The organism is Dyadobacter ginsengisoli DSM 21015 (assembly GCF_059568735.1).
In genome coordinates this window covers 26,182-47,827 of the sequence record NZ_JCANTY010000015.1, presented here as the reverse complement: position 1 = coordinate 47,827, position 21,646 = coordinate 26,182, and the positions used below count along the sequence as shown (strand labels likewise).

General features: G+C 48.2%; 16 protein-coding genes. 8 read left to right on the top strand and 8 right to left on the bottom strand.

From position 1 onward, the window contains the following. Window positions 1-463: 463 nt before the first annotated feature. From BP71_RS36385 to BP71_RS36365, 5 genes are all read left to right on the top strand, one after another. A complete protein-coding gene (locus BP71_RS36385) occupies window positions 464-1,003 on the top strand; it encodes a hypothetical protein (RefSeq protein WP_496386590.1) in 540 nt (179 codons plus the stop codon). 2 nt (window positions 1,004-1,005) lie between these two features. Beyond that, window positions 1,006-1,212, top strand: coding sequence for a helix-turn-helix domain-containing protein (locus BP71_RS36380; RefSeq protein WP_496386589.1), 207 nt, complete (start codon window positions 1,006-1,008; stop codon window positions 1,210-1,212). A 101-nt stretch (window positions 1,213-1,313) separates the two neighbouring features. Next, window positions 1,314-1,955, top strand: coding sequence for a DNA alkylation repair protein (locus tag BP71_RS36375; RefSeq protein WP_496386588.1), 642 nt, complete (start codon window positions 1,314-1,316; stop codon window positions 1,953-1,955). Window positions 1,956-2,713: 758 nt separating this feature from the next. Beyond that, a complete protein-coding gene (locus BP71_RS36370) occupies window positions 2,714-3,823 on the top strand; it encodes a serine hydrolase domain-containing protein (RefSeq protein ID WP_496386587.1) in 1,110 nt (369 codons plus the stop codon). Between the two features lie 364 nt (window positions 3,824-4,187). Continuing rightward, entirely contained in the window at window positions 4,188-4,343 is a 156-nt protein-coding gene (locus tag BP71_RS36365) for a transposase (RefSeq protein ID WP_496386638.1), read from the top strand. Between the two features lie 225 nt (window positions 4,344-4,568). Here BP71_RS36365 and BP71_RS36360 read toward each other — a convergent pair whose 3' ends face one another. Continuing rightward, window positions 4,569-9,806, bottom strand: a complete 5,238-nt coding sequence (locus BP71_RS36360; protein WP_496386586.1) for a S8 family serine peptidase — start codon at window positions 9,804-9,806, stop codon at window positions 4,569-4,571. 491 nt (window positions 9,807-10,297) lie between these two features. Then, window positions 10,298-10,648: a DDE-type integrase/transposase/recombinase gene (locus tag BP71_RS36355; RefSeq protein ID WP_496386636.1), complete on the bottom strand. Its 351-nt coding sequence runs from the start codon at window positions 10,646-10,648 to the stop codon at window positions 10,298-10,300. Between the two features lie 65 nt (window positions 10,649-10,713). Between BP71_RS36355 and BP71_RS36350 the strand changes: the two genes are divergently transcribed. The 3 genes from BP71_RS36350 (at window position 10,714) to BP71_RS36340 (ending at window position 13,079) form a co-directional block, all read left to right on the top strand. Further along, window positions 10,714-10,872, top strand: a complete 159-nt coding sequence (locus BP71_RS36350) for a hypothetical protein (RefSeq protein ID WP_496386585.1) — start codon at window positions 10,714-10,716, stop codon at window positions 10,870-10,872. Between the two features lie 139 nt (window positions 10,873-11,011). Beyond that, a complete protein-coding gene (locus BP71_RS36345; protein WP_496386584.1) occupies window positions 11,012-11,785 on the top strand; it encodes a phytanoyl-CoA dioxygenase family protein in 774 nt (257 codons plus the stop codon). A gap of 1 nt (window position 11,786) precedes the next feature. Then, window positions 11,787-13,079: a sugar MFS transporter gene (locus BP71_RS36340; RefSeq protein WP_496386583.1), complete on the top strand. Its 1,293-nt coding sequence runs from the start codon at window positions 11,787-11,789 to the stop codon at window positions 13,077-13,079. Window positions 13,080-13,100: 21 nt separating this feature from the next. Here BP71_RS36340 and BP71_RS36335 read toward each other — a convergent pair whose 3' ends face one another. The 6 genes from BP71_RS36335 to BP71_RS36310 form a co-directional block, all read right to left on the bottom strand. Next, the gene (locus BP71_RS36335) at window positions 13,101-13,964 is read right to left on the bottom strand and encodes an AraC family transcriptional regulator (protein ID WP_496386582.1); all 864 of its coding nucleotides are present in this window, start codon (window positions 13,962-13,964) and stop codon (window positions 13,101-13,103) included. A 109-nt stretch (window positions 13,965-14,073) separates the two neighbouring features. Further along, window positions 14,074-14,490 carry a hypothetical protein gene (locus BP71_RS36330; protein ID WP_496386581.1) on the bottom strand — a complete coding sequence of 139 codons (417 nt, stop codon included), beginning with the start codon at window positions 14,488-14,490 and terminating at the stop codon, window positions 14,074-14,076. A gap of 22 nt (window positions 14,491-14,512) precedes the next feature. Next, window positions 14,513-16,456 carry a primary-amine oxidase gene (locus BP71_RS36325; RefSeq protein WP_496386580.1) on the bottom strand — a complete coding sequence of 648 codons (1,944 nt, stop codon included), beginning with the start codon at window positions 16,454-16,456 and terminating at the stop codon, window positions 14,513-14,515. A gap of 17 nt (window positions 16,457-16,473) precedes the next feature. Next, window positions 16,474-17,763 (bottom strand): MFS transporter, encoded by a 1,290-nt coding sequence (locus BP71_RS36320; protein WP_496386579.1) that lies wholly within the window; start codon window positions 17,761-17,763, stop codon window positions 16,474-16,476. Between the two features lie 178 nt (window positions 17,764-17,941). Beyond that, window positions 17,942-18,733, bottom strand: a complete 792-nt coding sequence (locus BP71_RS36315; RefSeq protein WP_496386578.1) for a glucosamine-6-phosphate deaminase — start codon at window positions 18,731-18,733, stop codon at window positions 17,942-17,944. Between the two features lie 51 nt (window positions 18,734-18,784). Continuing rightward, window positions 18,785-21,622 carry a TonB-dependent receptor gene (locus BP71_RS36310; protein ID WP_496386577.1) on the bottom strand — a complete coding sequence of 946 codons (2,838 nt, stop codon included), beginning with the start codon at window positions 21,620-21,622 and terminating at the stop codon, window positions 18,785-18,787. Between the last annotated feature and the right edge of the window lie 24 nt (window positions 21,623-21,646).

Below are 21,646 nucleotides of genomic sequence, written 5' to 3'. Positions count from 1 at the left end.
GGAGCTTAAATTGGGAATCATTATAACGGACGGGGAACCCGGAGTTGAAGCGCTAAAAAGTAATGCTGAAAGTGAGGTTATAGACAAAACTTAGTAGTATAGACATCCAGTCTGTTAGCTTGTCTTTTGGACTGGCTTTTTCCGTAGGCAGGTACCGCGCTTTTCTCGTATTCCTGTTGCTTCCATAGCCCCTCCATACCTTTTGCCCCCGGTAAGGTTCTCCTAACGCCGCTTGTCACGAAGCTACGAGCGCGGCATTAGCCGCATCATCCTCTTCACCTGCTTGACATTGTATAAAGAGCACATGCTTTTTGAGTTCGGAAACTGTTTGAATAACAGGTTGATTCCAAAGTGCAAGATCAAAAGGTAAAACGTCAATATCACTCAATAAAAAGCAATAGTATTTATCGATATTCGATAAATATTTAATACATTAGCAGCACATTTCTAAACAGGGATTACCATGAAAGTAAAACAGGTGTTAAATGTTCTCTACGTTGTTTCCTGGATCATTTTTGTTGGACTTTGTATCCAGGCGGGTGGGTATCTGACTAATGCTGTCTTTACGCTAGTCAAACCTGAAATGGTCAAATATTTATGGCATGAAGCTGATTTATCGGCACTCTTTTCCTTCAGCCATAGGCATTATTTCGGCTTAACGCTGCTAATTGGGTTTGTTGCCAGCGCAAAAGCCTGGCTGTTTTTTGTCATTATTAAAATGCTCGCAAGCAAAGAACTCAACTTCAAGCAGCCATTTGTGAGACAGGTTCAGCGGTTTGTGCTGACGCTATCGATACTTTCGCTGACGATCGGCTTACTCTCTTCTTCTGGCGGAAACTATACGCAATGGCTTTCGGCGAGAGGAGTCACTATGCCGGATCCCCAATCGCTGATCCTTGGGGGCGCAGACGTATGGATTTTTATGGCTATCGTATTATTCGTGGTCGCCCAGCTATTTAAGCGAGGGGTAGAAATTCAAAACGAAAACGAGCTCACGATCTGAATATGCCAATCATTGTCAATCTGGATGTTATGATGGCCAGACGAAAAATGTCATTAAACGACTTATCCGCAAAAGTGGATATCACACTCGCCAATTTGTCCATTCTAAAAACCGGCAAAGCGAAAGCCGTACGTTTTTCCACACTCGAAGCACTCTGCAAGGCCCTCGACTGCCAACCAGGGGATATCCTGGAATATTGTGAATCATAACCGCCTGCATTGTAACAGCGAGCATAACAGTTTCCTTGTTTTTTGTCCAGGACAACACTAATTCCAATTTCTTTTTCATCTCGGTAAAACCAAAATGTGTAATGAAACTGTCTTCAAAAGCCGAAAACATCCTGAGTCAGATCGATTCCCGAACCAAGCTGGGAGATTTACGGAAAATGGCCAAAGAAATCAAAAAGAACCATGAGCTAGCTATTGAATTGTGGTCAACCGGGAGGTTTTTGCCAAGGCAATTGGCCATCTTGATTATGGACAGTAAATGTATTTCCCAAGAGCTGATCGATGAGCTTAACGAAGATATGCAGACGCATTCTTTTGTTGAGCGAAACCAACTGATTGACTGGTTAATGGCCAATCAAATTCTTAAAGACAAGAAGGCCATTGCGCTGATTGAATCGTGGGAAAATAGTCCTTTTGCCCTTCAAAGAAGAGTATTCTGGTATCATCAGGGGCGTTTAAGGTGGGTAGGTCAAAGGCCTCCTGAGAATACGGAAGAACTGCTGACTAAAATTGAAACCAACATCGTCAATGAAGATCCGGAAGTTCAATGGGCCATGAACTTCACTGCCGGCTGGATTGGCGTTTATGAAAAACAATATCGGAACCGCTGTATCGCTATCGGTGAAAACACAGGTCTCTATAAAGGCGAAATGGTATCAAAAGGGTGTACTCCCAATTATTTGCCAGATTTCATTGCAATTGAAAGCAACAAACGGAACATATAATTGCCCTGATTTTGGCGCGAAATATAACCGTACGTTATTTATGGGTATTGAGCACAATTTCTTATGTCACCGTAGTTCAATATTTTACAGTAACACGAAGATTTCGACAGAACAAATCCAAACGAGTCAAATCTTATGGGACCCTTTTGGGGACCCCATTCTGAAAAAGCTTCGAAAATGCGCAGGAAATGTGGTTTTCTGTAATCCCGCTGGGATTACAGAAGGCACACGAAAGTGTGGTTTTTTTGTTTAAATTACCATCGACGGAACCGACACTACATTTCCCTGGGCAAAAAGATCCATCCCGACTTCTGGGACAGCGATGCCAAGCTGGCGGCGTATTGTTGTCTCGCAACCTTTTCCAAGCGACAAAACCGGCTAAGCAAGCCTGTTTGGAAGTATTCATAGAAAATCAATGCTTGGATTTCCGTGGTTGGCACAAAGGTGCTATGGCAGCCTCTCCGTTTACTTTTCTGATTCGGGTGTTGTAGCTGGCAGGTATTTGTTTGTGTGTTCCTTTGCCGTTTCCATCGGCATGTGCCGTCGTAAATACATTTCAGATGTGAACCCATGGTCGTGGAAAGAAGGTAGCCATTTCGATTTCTGGCTGAGTTCAATTAGCCATTCTGCAACTTTATCCCGGTGGAAGAAAATGGAAGCATAGAATTGAGGCCAAATTTAACTATAAGCTTTATGGAGGCTTAAATTCAGGTTCTTTACTGTGCAGTATATGTATATTGGGTAAAACATATATTTCAATGAAAACTTCAAGGGTTATCTTCCCGATTCTTGCGTGCGTTTTACTAGTTTTCACAAATTCCTGCACTGTTGGAAGGTTAATAATCTACAATTTCGCTGACATCGGAGATTACAAAAAGTTTCCTGAACGTAGCATTAATAAAGGAACTGAGGCTTTTCAATTTTCGAATTCAGAAAATGGCCAAAGCCCTAAGGGGCTGACGATAAATGGAAAACAGCATACTTTCGATGCATACCTTGGCTCGCATAAGACTGTGGCCTTCCTCATTATCCAGAATGATACTGTAAAATATGAAAAGTATTTTGCGGGATACGACAAGGCGTCTATTATCCCTTCCTTTTCGATGGCCAAGTCTGTGACTTCGATATTGATTGGTTGCGCGATTGACGACGGGCTGATCAGGTCAGTGCAACAGCCTGTCACAGATTTTATACCGGAATTGAATAAAAACGGTTTTGATAAAGTAACAATCGAGCATTTGCTCCAAATGACATCTGGCTTGAAGTTTAATGAAAGCTATGCTAATCCATTTGGGGAGGTGGCCGCATTCTATTATGGAGGGAATTTAAGGAACGCAGTATCGAAGCTGAAACGTAAAACAGAGCCGGGTCAGCGCTTTGAATATGTAAGCGGCAATCCGCAAATTCTTGGTGTGGTTCTGGAAAGGGCACTGGAAAATAAATCCATCAGCCAGTACTTGCAAGAAAAAATATGGCAACCGATCGGCATGGAATACGACGCTAGCTGGAGCCTGGACCGAAAAAAGAACGGCGTTGAAAAAACATTCTGCTGCATCAATGCCCGGGCAAGGGATTTTGCAAAGATAGGTAGACTGTATTTGAACAAAGGCAATTGGAATGGCAAACAGATCGTCTCGCGCGGTTGGGTAGAACAATCCATCAAGGTTGATACCACAAACGGCAGCGCCTGGTACTACCAATACCAATGGTGGCTCCCTACTCGCAGCGGGGACTTCATGGCCCAGGGAATCCTAGGGCAATTTGTGTATGTAAATCCTGCAAAGAATCTGATTATTGTCCGGCTTGGGCAGAGCGGCGGGGATGCGGATTGGCCGTCACTATTCGTCAGCGTGGCTGCCGGGTATTGATCTGCTTCGTTCATTCACATTTCAAGTATTAATCCTTCTATGAGACTGTAAAGTGATGCCCAAAAATCAACGATTAATCCTCGTAAACAATTTTAGAGATGAATTTGACTCAGGTATTATTATTGAAAGCATTGCCTCTAAGTTCAATACAGATTTCAGAACGGCTTTGAACCTAGGTTTGGCGATCAGAAACATGTCAGGTGAGTGGTTCGCTTAATCCCCTTTTTGTTCCAGAGGGTTTGCCAGAAGTGATTGCTTGGAAGAGATTTTAAAAGCAAGTGTGTAAATCACATGGGTACTCGGAGGATCAAGCACTCGCCCGATAAACCGCTCTATAATCAGATGCACAAACGACTGAAAAGCGATAAAAGCCAAGTTATTCAAAAAGCTCCGTTCCAGTACAGTGGAGCCCGTGATTGGTTCACTAATCAATTATACCGGAATGAGTAGGATCAATGTAAAGGGCATTATGCAGGCAAATAAATGTATGATCATGGCCGCTATTGCTTACAACCTCTAGAAGGCCGGCCTCACTCGGAACTCGTGAGGCTTGGTTGGAAGACGTAAGTTTTTACGTTTTAGAGATCTAAACCGTCGCAAAAGTCTTCAAACAGGAGATGCGGACATATCCATTGTTGAAAACAGTCGGACATCCAAAAATCGATCATCCTTGGTGGCCACCTATCGGAATGAGAGGAAATACGAAGCCCGCTGTTTTCGTGAGGCAAGTGGACGGCCTTCGGATTTACTCCTTTACAACCTTAAACCGCCTTTCTCCCTCTTTTGACATCACTTTAATCACATATAGCCCATTGGCCAGGTCCGGTGAACCGAGATCCACTTCGAGAGCAGGCATAGCTTTCTGAAATTCCAGTCTCTTGCATGGCTTGCCGTTCAGGTCAATCACTTCAATTAGAACCGGTCCCGGTATTTCCGTTTTTGGTGCAAGCCTGAAAATCCCCTTTGATGGATTTGGGAAAATGTGCCATTCCTGATTATGATCGAAAGCGACGGATTTGATGGACGAATAGGCAATGCTCCTTTCGGAGCGGTCCGACGCGCGGTCAACCATTTTCAGCCGGTAGTACCGTGTTCCGTGGAAGCTCAGCGGGCCATCGGTAAAGGTGTAGGACCACGTTCCATTTCCGCCCTGCCCACTGATCGTTCCCAAGTCATAGAAAATTCCCTTTTTGACATTTTCTGCACCGGTCGCAACCTGCACCACGAAATGGCTGAAATCCGTTTCCGAAGCGGTGGACCATTTCAGATTGACGACCGCACTTTCACCTGAAATACTTTTTTCCGCGACAAAACTGACCAATGTTACCGGCAACGGCGTACCCGTCCCGATATAATCTCTTGCCACCCAGAATTCCGAGAAGCTTTTTGTTTCAAATTCCAGATAATAGCCGTTTAAGTACGGGACTTTTGCGACTTTATCGGGGTCGAAATAATCCCATCCTTCTCTTGTATTGTTTACCAGGGAACCATCCTGGTTTGCTCCGGAATACTTCGTCACGGCGAGGTCGTAGACCGACCTGGGTTTCGTTACATTCGGCTGGTCTGCCGCGGCGATCAATCGCTGGATATCCGTTTCAGGAACATACAGTCGCACGCTGATAGGCTTTTCAAAGGTTTTAGCAGAATTAAATACAAAATTCCGGTCCAGTACCAACTCATTTTCACTCACGCGTAACGGTCCGTCGTTCACGAAGGTTTGGAGCATTAAGCCCCCAATGTCCTGTCCATATGGATTGACAGATGCCACAATGAAATTCCCCAACCTGAAATGCGACCAGGCGTCATAAATAGTCGGAACCGGTGCAATTTCGTTCGGCGGCGTTGCCCCATAGTAAATATCAGAACTCAGCATATCGGCGATATTGATGTCGTCGATTACCGCTCCCTCGGCCGTTCCGGCCCCATTGCTTTTGAAGACAAACCGGAGTCTCAAGGAGCTGGTACGCGGTAGCTCCGCTGAAAATACCCGCCATCCCTCGGTCATCTTGCCCTGCCAGAAGCCCTGGCCGCCACTCTCGGCATTATACCAATTTACGCCACGGTCTTTCATACCGAGCCGGAACCATCCATAGCCAGTGTTATACTCGAGGTACAGCATGTCGCATGGCTCACTGTTACATCGTTCGATGTCCATCTGTGCGATGAAACTCAGCATCGGCGTTTGCAAATATTGCGTATCCAGGCAGGGGGAATAAAGATAGGATTCCTCGTTATCGTGGTAAGGCCCTGTCAGATTGGTCTTCCATGCATTACGACCGCTGACGACATCCGAAAAACCTGCGCTTGTGGGCGCGCCATACGCCCACGAGGAGTTGGTCCCGCCGGTAAACCATCCGCCATTTCCCGACTCGAAGCTTTCCCGGTACGGGCTGGCGTCAACCGTCCCTGTAGTGAAGAATTCAGCTGTAAGCGTGTCATTGGACCGATTGATATCCATCGCTTTTTCGGACCAAACTTTCACCACATGCTTTCCTACCTGATACACTTTTTCCGGATAGAAAAATCCTACCTCCACCTCTCCACCTTTAGCGATGATAGTTGTCCCACGGTCGAATATCTCGCCGTCGAATGACATCTTAAGACGCACATCATAACAGTCAAGCGTGCCGTTATTTTTGAATACCGCTCTCATCGAAGGAGCGATAGGGAGATCACAGTGCGAGAGAGAGGGGGCTTCCAGTGTGGTCGTTGCAATATCGCTGCTCGCTTTTAAGAGCTGTATGTCACCAAAGACGACGCCATCGGATGGGAACATGCCGAACGCCTGACTGATCCACCTCACCTGGAAGTCCGTCGTAAATTCCTGTCCGTTTTTTCGAAGCAATGGAGAGATTTCCACCTGCGCTATTTTGTAACCTTCATCAGCGTTCCCATACTCCCAGTATTCGTGAATATCGGCAGTAATCCAGGGATCGCTGCTGCTTCCACGAATTTGAGGTGTGGCATTACTATTGAAGTATCCCCAGGGGTACCTGAACCGCAGCCAAACTTCGTCGTCCTGCACCCGGTAACCCGAAAGGTTGAATGTCCCATCCAGGTAACTTCGGGACATCACAACCGGAAATGGGATGGCATCCAGGACAAATCCGCCTTGGGATGCATAACCTGCATCCCCACCCGTCCTTAACCGGCTGTTGCCGGAGGCAATAGTGAAGTCAAATGCATCCGCGCCTGGAATCCCCGCGGTGGAAACGCGGATGTCCTGGGGAGGAACGGATTTCAAATCCTGCAAATAAGGTAATACCAGCTTTGGATTCGGGATCTGGTGCAGCTTCACCACGAGCGAGTCATTGATTCGCACGGGATCCCCCGCAAGGCGTACGCGCACCTGTAATGTCGCTTGATTGACCGATGCCAGATTCTCGCGCCGCTGAAAAGTGTAATCAGTACTGACCGTCGGCGGCAACGTGATATTGACCTGCTCCCAATGCATGGCCCCGCCCAGCGAATAACCGACCTCGAATGGTTTACTTTGTGGCTGGTCATCGAGGTTTTTAATGCGAATGGTAATGGCCTGTTCTGTAGTGTAAACTGATTTGGTAAAAGCCCTTACCGCTGGCAAAGGCGCTACGACGGCCTCGATACCAAGATCGTTATCCGAAATGGTGCCCTGGCAAGTTCCGTTATCTGGCTTGCGGATCAAAGCAACCGACCGGCGCCCCGGCGCCTGATCTTTTCGCGCCCTGACCGATACATAATAGGTCGAGTCTTTTGACAGGGAAGACAATGTGTATTTCAACGCCGTTGTGACCCCAGCCGAATTCATTTCTCCACCGGTCGAGATCATCACTTCGTAGTCGGAAGCCCCGGTGACTACGGTCCATTGCAATGCAATATACCCCTCGCATTGAGCAGCTTGCAGCGTAACCATCGGAATGCCGAGCACTGCAAAGGAGCCGCTCGTATTCGCAAAAGCCGTCCCGTTCCGCATGACCCGCACCTTCGCGTTTCCCGTGGTGGCGTCGGGGATGGTCCAGGCTAATTGCCGCTGGTCTGCCGCTACGTTGGCATTGAGCGTGGTCCAGGCCGTTCCGTTATTGAGCGAATAGGCCACGTTGAACGTGCTGAGCGTGTCCCCAAAAGAATCCCAGCAGATATTAACCACATCGCCTTTGGTCAGGTGCTCACCTGCCAACGGATATGTGACCGTCACGTAGGATTCGATAATATCGTAAACAACAAAGTATTCCTGCACCCCCTGGGGAATCTGCGTAGCGGCCACCTTCACTGAATAGGTACCCGCGGGAGGCCCATCCAAAACGATCTGCTCGATATTGTTGACCGAATCGACTCCCGACACGGCCGCGGCGGTAGGCGTACCCAGTGAAGGGAATTTAGGCAGGACTCTGGCGTTTCCGGGTCGCATTACCGAAAGGTCGAGATTGTTTACCAACGCTTTGCCACCTGCGAGCGCAGAAGCTGCCGGATCATTCCAATAAATCAAAACCTTCAATTTGGCTGTTTGGGGCGGTACAACGATTTCATGCGTATTCGTAAGCAGATGCGTGACCTCGCCTTTAAAATAATGGCCTTTGTCCAACATAGTTACCGAACGAAGCAGGTTCATTTGTCCAAAACCATAGCTGTAATCGGGTCCTGGCAAGCCCTGGTCGGTAGCGCCATTACAAATCAGCGCTTTTATCAATGCATTTTTAGGGTTATTCTGCTGGTGCAACTGACGATACCGCTCGTAAAGCAACGCCGCGCCGCCAGTTACTGCCGGTGTAGCCATGCTTGTGCCGGAAGCCGACTGGTAGGTATTACCCTGAATAGTTGAAACGATACCGGTCCCGGGAGCGGTTACTTCCGGTTTGATCCGGCCATCCTGAACGGGCCCTTTTGAAGAGGAAGGATTAATAATGCCACTTGCCTGCGCATTCCCAACGGTCAAAACGTTCTTTGCCGACTGATAATCGCCAAGAACCGTACCGAAACCTGCCGGAGAAACTTCGCAGTTGGTTGATAATCCACTATTTCCGGCAGCAAAGACATGCTGTAAATAAGGATATTCAAATGCCTGTTGATCCAGCGCGAGAGAATTGTATGTGTAACTACCGAAACCGCCACAGCCGCCGGAGCCGCCATACGTATTGCTGGTGACAACCATCCCATAGTTCCGGACCAGCTGCGACGCGTCGTCCCATATGTGATATCTGGACCTCAACACAATTTCCGACCTGGGGGCATAGCCCCTGTACTTTTCATTGAGCAGCCCCGATCCGGAAATTGTTCCGCCCACGTGAATGCCATGCCAGGTGTCGCTCATTGGAACATAACTGATCACCCGCTTACCGATATCTGGGTGTACTATCGGATTGGAATCATCTCCAAGACCTACGACAACCCCCTTGCCCGTCAGTTTATAGCCTAAGAGCGCCGTTGAAGCCAACACGTTGGCCCTGGTATTCGCTGTACTTTTGTCGTTCAGCATTTCAGGAGGGCCCGGGACCGGCGCGATATATTGCACCCAAGGAAATCCGGTTAGACTCCGCACACTACCCTCAGAAATCCTGACATCGAGAATCCGGTACGATTTTAGCGTGTCGGATAGCAGCTCGAAGCCACCCTGATGAATGTCCCGAACCACCTCATCCATTGTAAATGATTTCGCAAAGCTCAGTCTCACATCTGTTTTACCGGCAGCCTTGCGGGCGTGCTCCGGTACAATCCCGGACAACAATGAAGGTTCTACGATATCTTCCGGCCCGGGTCTGAACACAGCCCGTACACCCAACTTTTTCAGGGCTTTCCCATCGGGCGGCCGGGTAAGCGTTGCCGTATAAGCATGATCGGGAACATATTCTAGCAACTCAATGCCACTATCCTTCAAACGTGACTGTGTTGCCTGATCGGGAATTTTGCTAAATTGGATAATCACCAGCGATTTTCGCCCCGAAACTGGCGGTTGATGACCGTAACTGCTAACTATTTCGCCGTCGGAAGTTTCGGGGAGCAATACCACTCCGTTTTTCAGAAATAATTGACGCCTTGGCGAGCTTTGAGCAATAGTTTTTAATGAAGGGAATAATAGCAGAAACAATAGACAAACCGTCTGTCTTCTCGAAATCATACAAATTGTAACCGATAGTAAAGGGATGTGCTAAAATAGCTAATAAAAGCTGATTCCCAACGTGCAACAAGATCTGCTGCTTTTTTTGTAGACTTCTCTTTGCCCTTGAATTGAATTCATCTGATGTCCTTTGGTTTTAAGGTTTTTAAGTTATAACACCTCGCAACCTGTTTAGGAATCCGAATAGTTTCTGCATTCGACCTGATGAAGCCTTACCCTAATGAGGACAGTGTGCGTTTAGACTTTATCCATTTCTAGTTTCTTGGCAAACGTTGCCGGTGCTAAGCCAGCCAGTGCTTGATGCGGATCAAATCGATTGTAATCTTCCATCCATTCGTCAGACAAAATACGAACGGCACCGGCCGCCCGGATGCTCAAGTGATTCAAATAAATAGGCATCTAAGACCGCCCGGCGGCCCGGATCTTCGCGATAGGTGCGGTTCAATCTTTCCACATAGCAGTCCGTCGCCGCGGCCATTTTGCATTGGTTTTCCTGGCTGAATATAGTGGATCGCGATGCCTTTATCTTTACACCCTTGCCTGAATTTATCGGCAAGGAACTCCGGCCCATTGTCAACTCGAATTTGTTCGGGGTATGGCCTGACCATTGCTATCAGTTCCAAAACGTCGATTAATTTCTGAGCAGGAAGTGAAAAATCTGCATGTACTGCAAGCACTTCCCGGCTACAATCGTCCAGAATTGCGGCCGCCGCTAGCTCCGGGTGCAAAGCCACAGATGGTACGCTATATTTCGGAGGCGTCAAAGGGCTAATCAGCTTTAACCCTGGTCTGGCGGGGGATGAAACAGCTATTGTTACCTCCGGTAGTTTTTACAGGTTTGCAAATCAACTACCGTGATGTGGTGGTATCAGATAAAATGAAAGAAGGAATATTTGAGAATTTAATGAAGCGAATGATATCAAAATCGCCACATCCTTATAAACTCATTATTGCGTAAATGCCTACTTCAATTCAAAAAATAACGTAAACCCCAAATGTTCAATTTTGTATCACCCTACAAAATCATAATTGCCTGGGGTAAGTAATAGATACATTTGAGCATACTAACCTGCATTTACGTATCTAATAGAATTATCATGGATAACATTCTGCTTACAAAACAGCAAATAGATTTCTTTGCCACCCACGGGTACCTGGTTGTCGAAGACCTGATTTCCAGTGAAGAAATCGAGCTTTATAAAGTCATGTATGATGATTTCCTTTCCGGCAAGATCGATGTCGGAGCGAGCAGATCGGACCTGGGAGAGGAACTTGGGAACAGTGAGACGGTAGAGAATATCACACAAATCATGTGGCCCAGCGATTTCAGACCTGAGCTTCTGGAAATGTCGTATCATAAACGCGCATTAGAAATAAGCAGACAGCTGATGGGCGACGATCTTGATATGGATTTTGATATGCTGATCAATAAGTCGCCATTTACCAATACCATCACACCATGGCACCAGGATGAGGCTTATTGGTTGAATGTTCCCGATAAAAGGGCTGCGAGCTGCTGGCTTTCGCTGGACTACGCCACTTTGGACAGCGGCTGCATGTGGTTTGTGCCGGGATCCAACCTGAAAGAAGTGAGGCAACATACCTTTGCCAAGAAAAAGGGCGGCGCGCTGATGTGCGAGGCCAGCGAGGGTGAAGGCGTTGCTGTTGAGCTCAAACCTGGCTCCTGCACTTTCCACCACGGAAGGACTTTGCATTACAGCAGAGGAAATGCCACCGAAAATCAAAGAAGGGCATTTATTGTAAATTTCAGGCCTGGCGAAATGATCCGTTACGAGCGGGAAAACGGCTTTGACCATGGCAGACAAAACGCGGGTGACAGACAATTGAAAAACGACGAATTTGCCGGATAATATGGAAAACTCAGCAGTGATCGCCGCGCCTGCCGGTTTTGAAAACAGCAGCCAGACAAAATACATCATCATCATCGGGGTGCTGTTTTTTGTGTTCGGTTTCGTCAGTTGGGTAAACGCGGTACTGATCCCGTATTTTAAATTAGCCTGCCAGCTGACCATCCAGCAGGCAATGCTCGTCGCATTTGCATTCTATGTTTCCTACTTCATCATGGCCTTCCCCTCTTCCTACATTATCAAGAAGACAGGCTACAAAAACGGAATGGTACTTGGCTTGTGGATCATGGCAGCCGGAAGCCTCATTTTTATTCCGGCGGCGATGCACAGGGTTTACGGTTTGTTCCTGGCCGGCCTGTTCGTGCAGGCAACGGGCCTTACACTTCTGCAAACTGCCGCCAATCCGTACATTACCATCTTAGGGCCGATCGACAGTGCCGCGATGCGAATGAGTGTGATGGGCGTATGTAACAAGGTAGCCGGTGCAATCGCCCCGCTGTTGCTGCTAGGCGCGATTTCAAAAGATCCGGACGAGATCGACCGGCTCGCCGCCATGCTGCCAAACCTGTCAGCCCCGGAACAAATTACTTTGCTCGACGACCTGGCTGCGAGACTGATCGTACCCTATATGATCCTAAGTGTTACATTGCTGGTGCTGGGCATTTTGATCCGCTTCGCGTCCCTGCCGGATGTCGCCGATGAGGATATCAATGCGGAACCTGCCTCGACGGAAAAGACAAGCATCTTCCAATTTCCATATCTTTTACTGGGTGCAGTGGCTATTTTCTTCGGATCGACTGTGGAGGTATTGGCAGTAGATACGATCATTAATTACGGAGAATTTCAGGGAGCTACATTTAAGGAAGCCAAGTTCTTCTCGACCTACACACTCCTGATCATGATCGTCAGCTACATCATCGGGATCTTTACCATTCCCAGGTGGATCAACCAGCGGCAGGCACTTCTGTTTTCGTCTGTTATCGGTATTGTATTTACGATGATTGCCGTGGTATCGGAAGGAACAGCATCGCTTTGGATGATCGCGATTCTGGGACTGGGAAATGCGCTCATCTGGCCTGCAATATGGCCGCTGGCGATGGATGGGCTGGGCAAATTCACCAAAACAGGTTCGGCCCTGCTGATCATGGGGCTAATCGGCGCCGCGCTTTCTCCCGTGGTTTATGGCGGGCTCAGCGACCGGTACAATCCGCAAATCGCCTATCTCGTGCTGATCCCATCTTATCTGTTCCTTTTATATTATTCCGTTTCCGGTTACAAGGTGGGAAAAAGCCGCTAAGGTTATAATCTGCCAGGTTTTCTATAAAAACCGGCTGCGGTATTCCAGCGGCGTCTGGCCGGCGTACTTTTTAAAAACGGTCGCGAAATACTGGGATGATGAAAAATTGAGTTGGTAAGCTATATCCATCACATTGAACTCCCTGTGGTGGGCCAAAGTTTTTTTCGCCCGCTCGATCTTCCTTCTCTGGATGTAATCCATCGGCGTAACCCCGACTTCGTTTTTAAACCATCTCTTAAAATGGGACTGGGAAATCCTGTGTTGGTTGGCGAGTACCGGAATAGAAAGATTTGTATCCAAATGGTCTTCAATGTATTTTTTCACCCCTTCGATTCTCAGGCTATTGCCGGGTTGGGTCCGGGCTGTCTCCGAGCATACTACGATCAGTTGCAATAACTGAGCGAGCCGGATATGGATCGATAATCTGTCAAAATCGGTAGCGGTTTCTTTGCCGAACTGAAAGATTTCGTCTAAACATTTCCGGATCATCGTGTTCCCCCTGAAATGTCTGGCAGGAAGGCTTTTCAGCGCATTTAGCAAACTGGCTGCGTTTTTACCGCTGTAACCCAGGAAATGGCTGTTATTTGCTGGAATCTCAATCTGAAGCCAATACACAATTCCCTTTTCCTCCGGCTGGTCGGCGGTGCTGTGCTGCTCATTGGGGAAAGTTACAAATACGTCTCCGCCGCGGATCACGAATTGTTCCTGCTCCACTTCATAAACCTGCTGGCCTCTGTCGCAATAAACAATTTCCATGATGTTCTCATGCATATGGGGCTGCAAACTGCTAGACGCGCCACAGTACGAATACCTTCCAAGCAGCACCGCATTGTACACCCCCAGCGCCTCCAGATCCAATATGGTCCGTGTCGATTTTGTTTTCATTGCCTGACCTTTTTACGTTTTTACCTTGTAATTTAGGCTGCCCTGCCGGGACCCGACAATAATTATTTAATGCCTGTCATAATGCTATAAACTGGTAGTCGCTCTGGAACTACCTGTTATAAAACGAACGACTGCAAATCCTGCGCGACTGCCGTAGCTGGATAATTGAACCGGTCGTCAGGAATAATAATCCCACATAGCTCAAAGCGTCCTTCAATAACCAAACCTTACCCATAAAAAGCAACCCAACTCCCACCGTCAAAATCACAAATGCATGGTAGCTATCCATTTTGCGGGCTTTCAGGTAGGCTACCAGAAGATTGATGACGAGCAGCGACAGCAATACCGGCATAACCCACGAAGCATAACTTCGAAAAGAAATCCCAAATATGCTGAACAGGTTCAGATAGGCTGCCAGGCATAATCCGCATTTGGGCAATAGTAAAATCCCAATAGCGGCAGCCATTTTGGTAGCCTCATGCATCCAGCCAAAAGGCCGTCTCAGAATGTCTCCGTTTCTATCCATCGCCTGATTCCTTTAAGCGCTTTTAACGACAGCAAGAAGATCCCTGTGCTGCGTTTCCGGCTTTCTGGGGAACAGACGGTGGTACATCATTGGCGGGATTTTGGGTAAAAAATCCGTTTGGTTTCAATAAAAACCCAATATATGCCGTGGGCATTACCGGATAATCCTCCATTCTAGGAATATGGGTATGTCCCATGGTATACCAAACCACAATGTCTTTCCCGGCAACATCCCGGTCTTGTTCCGTCCATTTGATCAGCCCATCGCCACCCTGATGCTGGTTGGGATAGTCCCCGGCTGCAAACATTTCGGATTCCTCAAATGGCGTAACCCACAAATGGTTTTGTACAAACCCTGCCCTGCGGTACCAGCTGGTACGCTCGTTAACAAACGGAAAACAGTTATCGCCCGGCATCAGCTTGTAGCCAACCGACTCGCCCAATGCATTTTTGGAATTGGGGTTAACGATTTTCCAGGTACGGGCTGTGGGCAGGTTCATTTTTCTTCTTGCATTCTTCTCGGTATCCAGCAGGGTTGCTTTCACATAAAATGCGTTATCAAAAGGATTATCCTCCCCTTCCTGTTCGGCGACCACATCCAGCTCATATACTGAATTGGATTCTCCGTCCAGGTCGAAATCAAGGCGCATGTTGAAGAAATGCTGATGATTGGGTGCATAAACCTGCGGCGCGACCAGCGTACCATATTTGGATTTCACACCTTCCGGCAAGGTACCAAGCGATAAAATACCCGTCAGCTTGATTTCAAACTGGATATTCCCATCCTGATAGAGATACCAGAAAAATCCGTATTCATAATTTTCGACCGTAGAAACAGAGGATATAACCAATCTCCTCGACCGCCTCACCTCCGCCTTTCCATCGCGGCGGTCGGTGTGTTTCCAAAGGATACCGTAATCTTCTTCGTGCATGCATATCGCATTCCCGATGGTCACGATCTCGCCCCGGCTGTTGTTCATCACCGCGTCGAGGTAATGGATATAACCCAGACAATCGCAGCCCAGCGTGAGGCTGTTGGCACATTGTCCCATTCCATATTCACCGGTATCGAAAGCATTTTTCCGTTTTTGGGTTGAAGTCGGATCGCCGTAAGGCACTACCATTTCGGAAAGAGATGCGCGGTAGAGAATCGACCGTACATTGCCTTCGTCATTGTAGGTGATGTTGTGTAAAACCAGCCCTTCCCTCGAATTGAAACCCACTACGAAATTCCATTTCTGCCACGCCACTTCGTACCCGTTGACCGTAAAACTCGGCCCTTCCGGCTGCGAAATTTCCAGTGGTTTGATATCCGTCCGGAACGTTTTCACGCGATCAGCCCGGTAATTGGCCGATTGCTGAGGAAGCGGGGTATAGCCATAATCCTCAATGCGGATTAGCTTCATCAGCCGCAAATCCACCACCGGGCGTAAACCTTCTATCGGACGGGCATAACCATTGTCGGTTTCGTCGCTTCTCACAAAACAAAGCGGTCGAGCCAGCCGCAACTTGCTTTCTTCTTCTGCGCCATAATTACCGGCGGTCCAGATGTCGATCATCACCAGCTCGGGATTGATCACGCCATGTTTTTTCAAAGCTTCTGCAAAAGCCGGATCATTTTTGATCACTTCCTCACATTCAATTTGTTCGTCGGCAGTCATCGTGGGCTGCACGCCGTCGATTGAATTCCATTTGATAATTTGCTCCTCGTGGATCAGCGCGGTAACTTCATGAGTAACGCCGGTCAGGCTGTCGTAAATAACTGCAAATGCAGCCCTGGCAGGTGCTTCTCCGCCATTAGCGAACCGGGCAACCTCTGCTTTGGAAGGTTCTTTGAGTACAATGGAAACAAACCGGGTGGTGTCGTAGGGAAACCCTTTCTCACGGCGGACGAATGCAACGAACTTGCTGATTTCCTCAGCAGTGAGCGATTGCAGGGGATGTAGTAAAGGAGTGATGGTTTTCATAAATTGAGTAGATATACTTAAAGCTCCACAGGCCTCATCCTGGGAGTAATGAAATGGATCGTGAGCCAGGCGATCAGAAAGGAGACGCCGCACACAATGAATATAATGTTGTAACCTGCGACGAGGTTACCTGCATCTTTATAAAAATCAAGGGTATAACCAATGAACAATGGGAACAGAACCCCGCCAATTGCACCCGCCATCCCGCCAATGCCAATCACGGAACTGACCGCACTTTTGGGAAGCATATCGGAAACAATCGTGTAGATATTGGAACTCCACCCAGCGTTACCCGCAACTGCCAAACCAATCAGCCCCACAGCCACCCACATATCCGACACAAAACGAGCTCCGATAATGGGGACTACGCAAAGTGCAGAAATCAGCAGTGCGGCTTTCCGTGCCTTGGAAACCGACCAGCTTTTTTTGATAAACCAGGACGATAACAAACCGCCCCCGATAGCCCCGATGGTGGCCGCCGAATACACAATCACCAGCGGCAAGCCCGGCTTTTTGAGATCCAAATTGAAGGTTGTACTGAAATAAGAAGGCAGCCAGAATAGGAAAAAGTACCAGATCGGATCGGTCAGGAATTTTCCCATGATAAAAGACCAGGTGGGTTTCAGGGTGAAAAGCTTCGTCCAGGGGATCTTGTCTGCCGGAGTAAGATCCTCTTTTGGTTCGTCGTCGATGCGGATGTAAGCTAGCTCTCCGACAGACAATTTCGCATTCTGATCGGGATGCTGGTAGATCAGCCGCCAGGCAACCAGCCAGATAAAACCAATCGCACCGGTAATGATAAATGCCGCCTGCCAACCATAAGCCCCCAAAAGCCAGGGAACCAATATTGGTGCCACGCAAGCCCCGATGTTGGAGCCGGAATCGAAAATACCCGTCGCCAGCGCCCGTTCCCGCTTGGGAAACCACTCGGTCACTGTTTTCACAGCCGCCGGAAAATTCCCCGACTCACCGATCCCCAATGCCGCGCGTGCAATTCCAAAACCCAGGGAGCTGGTCACTAAAGCATGGCACATCGCCGCAATACTCCATATTGTAACGGAAATGGTATACCCTGCTTTAGCCCCAATCCGATCTACGACCCGACCGAAAACAACCAGACCTACCGCATAAGTGGCGGAAAAAGCCATCACAATATAACCGTAATCCTGCTCACTCCATCCATACTGCAATTCGAGTACCGGTTTCAGCAAACCCAATACCTGCCGGTCGAGGTAATTGATCGTCGTAGCAAAGAACAACAAGGTGCAGATCGCCCACCTGTAATTTCCGGTCGTGTTGTTTAGCATTGTTTTGGGTTAAGGGTTATTGATAGACGCAAAAATGAATAGTGGGATTACCTCTCCTTTGTCATCCCGAGCGGACGGGGCCGCCCGGCGGTCGAAGGACGAGAAGCATTACCTAAAAAAGGCATCGTGTCGAGCCAGTAACGTGCTTCGACTTCGCTCAGCATGACAAACTAAGCAGTTACTCAAAAACAACCCGCTGCTCCTGGAAAACCATTTCCGCGCTGGCTTCGTCCAGGAATAAAACTGCATTGGGCAAAGTACGCATGATGGAGGAGGGATATTGTTCCGAAATTTCATCCACCAAAGTATGATATACCGCCTGGGCCTTGGAAGGGCCGGGGACCATACTGTAAATGGCTTTTGCTTTCAGTAAGGCGGGAACCGTTAGCGTGTAGGCCACCTTCGGGACTTCTTCGAGCGCGTCGAAACAACCCTCATTCACCTGCTGCTGCCTGCTCTCAACTTGCAGGTCTACCACCTTGACCAATTTATTTTCATTAAAATCGGCAACAAAAGGATCGTTGAATGCCAAATGCGTGTTTTCGCCAATTCCCATGCAGGTAATGTCGGTCGGATATTGTAGCAACAAGGTCGAATAACGTTCACATTCTGCCTCCGTATCTTCCGCGGTCCCATCCAGACGAAATACATTCGCAAAAGGTACCCTGTTAAAGATCTGCCCGCCCAGGAAATGACTGAAATGCTGCGGAGCACCGACAGGTAAACCAATGTATTCGTCCATATGAAAAGCGTTGACGCGTGTCCAATCTATATCCAGCGTGATCAGTTTGGCAAGAAATTCGTTTTGGGAAGCAGCGGCGGCAAAAATAATATTGACTACTTCCTGCGTCTGATGCAGCTCGTTGATCTTGTCTGCAACCGTCGTCGCAGCATCTTCACCCAGCTGTTCCCTGTTTTCAAAAATCCTGACTTCCAGCTGATCCGCTGTTCCTTTTTTAATAATAGACATTTAATAGATATTTTAAATTAATCGATTTTTATATAGCATTGTTTTTCCAGTTCAGAACCTGAATTTCACCCCGGCGCGGCCCCAGAAAGAATAGAACTGTTTCTGATACATTCTGTTACGCTCCCCGAAATAGTCCGTTTGCGGTGCTTTGGTCAGGTTTTGTGCCTCCACATAAAAGGAGATCTTGTCGGTGATCCGGTAACTCGCATTGGCGTCGATCTGGATCCGCTGGTTACGGATCACGTCGGTTGCATCCTGGTCGCCGAGCAATACCGTGTAAGCCCCATTGTAGTTGAGGTTACCCTGGATGGTGAATTTCTTGTGATTGAAAGCCAGCGAACCATTGGCAGTATGATCGGCCTGGCCAGGCAGGCGCAGGTCTTTTCTGAACTGTGCGTCCGCATTAGAATGGGTATAGGTATAATTGGCCATCAGCGAAATGCCTTTCAACATGCCTGGCAGGAAAGTCAGATTAGCCTGTACATTCAGTTCCATCCCAAGTACATTGGCACTTTCGCCGTTTAACGTTCTGAACCATCTCCATCCTTCATAGCGCTCTGCACCTTCAAATTCGTTTCCAGCCAATGCGAACACACTGTTGTACTGAAACTTGTTGATTTTTTTATAGAAGAACCCTCCTGAAATGATACCAAGATTATCCAGGTATTTTTCATACATCAAATCCAAATTGGTTGAAAAAGCAGGTTGGAGCTGCGGGTTACCGTCCGTAATCGTTTCACTCAAAATGCTGATCAGCCTGCCCGGTACCAGGTCCACAAAGTTGGGGCGGGAGTAGCCGTAAGTAAGTGCCGCACGTACCAGCGACGATTTGTCGATATCGTATTTGAACTGAATGTTCGGAAGCACTTTCACGTAGTCGTTCGTTTGCTGATTAGGGGTAGTCGAAACCCAATTTCCGTCAGCGTCCGTCTGAATAACATTGCCTTTATAATTCACATCGGTTTTTTCCAGCCTCACACCGATCAGGAACATCAACTTATTGAACTGGATGCGGTTCATCAGGTATGCCGACGAAACGGTTTCAAGGGCATCATAATAGTAAGAGTCAATGCTGTTCCTGGTGGCACCCACATTGATCGGGAACAGGTCTGTACCCAGGTTATCATTCAGGAAATTGATCGTTTTGTCCTTATCCACACCCAATCCGAAATTGGTATTTCCGTCCAGCAGATCGTCGGATACTTCTGGCGATCCCGAGAAATTGGTCAGCTTTCCAGCGGCGGCATCGCCTGCATAGGTTGTTACAATGGTTTCGTCGGGGCGCGAACGTTCGTTATGCATGCGTTTCACTTTCACCCCAGCTTTGAAAAATGCCGAATTGTTGCCGATCTGATAAGGCACACTGGCATTCAGCCTTGCCGTGAAGTTGGTACCATTGGTATTCCACCAGTCGCGTTCCACGGTGTTGTAGGTATAAAGAGAAGCATCGTTTTTCCAATCCGTGCCGGAGGCCGAAAGGTAGTCGGTACTGATATCGAAGATTTCCAGCGGGATGTTGCCGGTGATGTAGTTATAGATCCCCGATTTGTTTACAAATTTTGATTTATTCATAAAAACCCCGGCGTCCAGCTTCACTTTGCCCACAACGGTTTCGCCCTGGATATTGAAATTCAGGTTGCTGTTATCTTCCGTCGCCGCTTTGATCTCGTTATAACCGCGTCCCCTCGAATTGGTGTATTCGCCGTCTTCACCCAGCACGTTCCGCGCAGTTTGCATCCGGGTACGTTTGCGGTAGCGGGTAAGCTCGTTGTCGTGGGTGCTGTACATGAAGTTCGCGATGATATTGGTCGTCGGGCTGAAATTGTAGTCCACCGTAGCCGAAGTACCAATGCGCGTACGCTCGTTTTCAACATATAACAACCTGATATCTGTCGGGAAATAGATCTCACCTTTTCCATAATCGTTTTTCTCCCAAACCTGCGCCCTGATCTCATCATAGCCGTTTTTAGTACGGAAATAACTTCCCGTCACGATCACGCCAAGCTTTCCGTTCGGACTGTTATCGCTCGCAAGAAACCGTTTGCCCCATGAAGCATTACCAATCCCGTTCAGGTTGCTGCGGAGGTTGTTATACCCCGCGCCTAAATCCACCGCAAATCTCGATTTCAATGTAGCCGCAGTCGGTGTTTTCATATTCACCACACCTGCAATTGCATCCCCGTCCAAATCCGGCGTAAGCGTCTTGACTACTTCCATCGACGAAAGCACATTAATGGGGATCACATCCAGTTGCGCGTTCCGCGAACCGTCTTCCTGGGTTCCCATGATCTGCTCGCCATTCACATTAATGTTGGTAAAATTACCCGGCGTACCACGCATTTGTACCGTTGCGCCTTCCCCGCTGCTGTTCCTGCCAATGGTTACCCCCGGCAAACGCTGCAAGGATTCGGCCACGTTCAGGTCGGGATAGCGGCCCATGACATCGGCGGAGATCACCTGTTTGATGTTGTCCGAATTCCGTTGCTGGTTCAGCGCTTTTCGCTGCCCTTCCAGGAGCGCCGTGACGGTTACTTCGCCGAGGTTCAGGTCGGCGGATTTCAGGTTGGCATTTGCAAAAACCGTCTTGCCCGCAATAACCCCAACCGATTGTTCCTCAGGCGCAAATCCCATGTAATTGATCGTGACCGTCTGGCCTCCGGCGGGAACATTAACCAATGTGTAGTTTCCCGCCAGATCGGTAACGCCACCGATATTGGTCCCTTTGATAAAAACCGAGGCTCCCGGAAGGATTTCTCCGTTGACACCCGTAACCTGCCCTTTTATACTGCCGTGGCTTTGCTGCGCAAAAACAGGCGAACCGGAAAATAAGAGCAAAAAGGCGGCCAGCATGCCCAGATGGGCACAATAGTCAGTGAATAGTTTTTTCATAGAGAATCGAGAGCGGTTGTATGT

Bases quoted from the DNA above. Each gene is read 5' to 3' on its own strand.
- BP71_RS36385 (WP_496386590.1), top strand. From the start codon at position 464: ATGAAAGTAAAACAGGTGTTAAATGTTCTCTACGTTGTTTCCTGGATC.
- BP71_RS36370 (WP_496386587.1), top strand. From the start codon at position 2,714: ATGAAAACTTCAAGGGTTATCTTCCCGATTCTTGCGTGCGTTTTACTA.
- BP71_RS36345 (WP_496386584.1), top strand. From the start codon at position 11,012: ATGGATAACATTCTGCTTACAAAACAGCAAATAGATTTCTTTGCCACC.
- BP71_RS36330 (WP_496386581.1), bottom strand. From the start codon at position 14,490: ATGGATAGAAACGGAGACATTCTGAGACGGCCTTTTGGCTGGATGCAT.
- BP71_RS36335 (WP_496386582.1), bottom strand. From the start codon at position 13,964: ATGAAAACAAAATCGACACGGACCATATTGGATCTGGAGGCGCTGGGG.
- BP71_RS36380 (WP_496386589.1), top strand. From the start codon at position 1,006: ATGCCAATCATTGTCAATCTGGATGTTATGATGGCCAGACGAAAAATG.
- BP71_RS36350 (WP_496386585.1), top strand. From the start codon at position 10,714: ATGAAACAGCTATTGTTACCTCCGGTAGTTTTTACAGGTTTGCAAATC.
- BP71_RS36315 (WP_496386578.1), bottom strand. From the start codon at position 18,733: ATGTCTATTATTAAAAAAGGAACAGCGGATCAGCTGGAAGTCAGGATT.
- BP71_RS36310 (WP_496386577.1), bottom strand. From the start codon at position 21,622: ATGAAAAAACTATTCACTGACTATTGTGCCCATCTGGGCATGCTGGCC.
- BP71_RS36320 (WP_496386579.1), bottom strand. From the start codon at position 17,763: ATGCTAAACAACACGACCGGAAATTACAGGTGGGCGATCTGCACCTTG.
- BP71_RS36375 (WP_496386588.1), top strand. From the start codon at position 1,314: ATGAAACTGTCTTCAAAAGCCGAAAACATCCTGAGTCAGATCGATTCC.
- BP71_RS36340 (WP_496386583.1), top strand. From the start codon at position 11,787: ATGGAAAACTCAGCAGTGATCGCCGCGCCTGCCGGTTTTGAAAACAGC.
- BP71_RS36325 (WP_496386580.1), bottom strand. From the start codon at position 16,456: ATGAAAACCATCACTCCTTTACTACATCCCCTGCAATCGCTCACTGCT.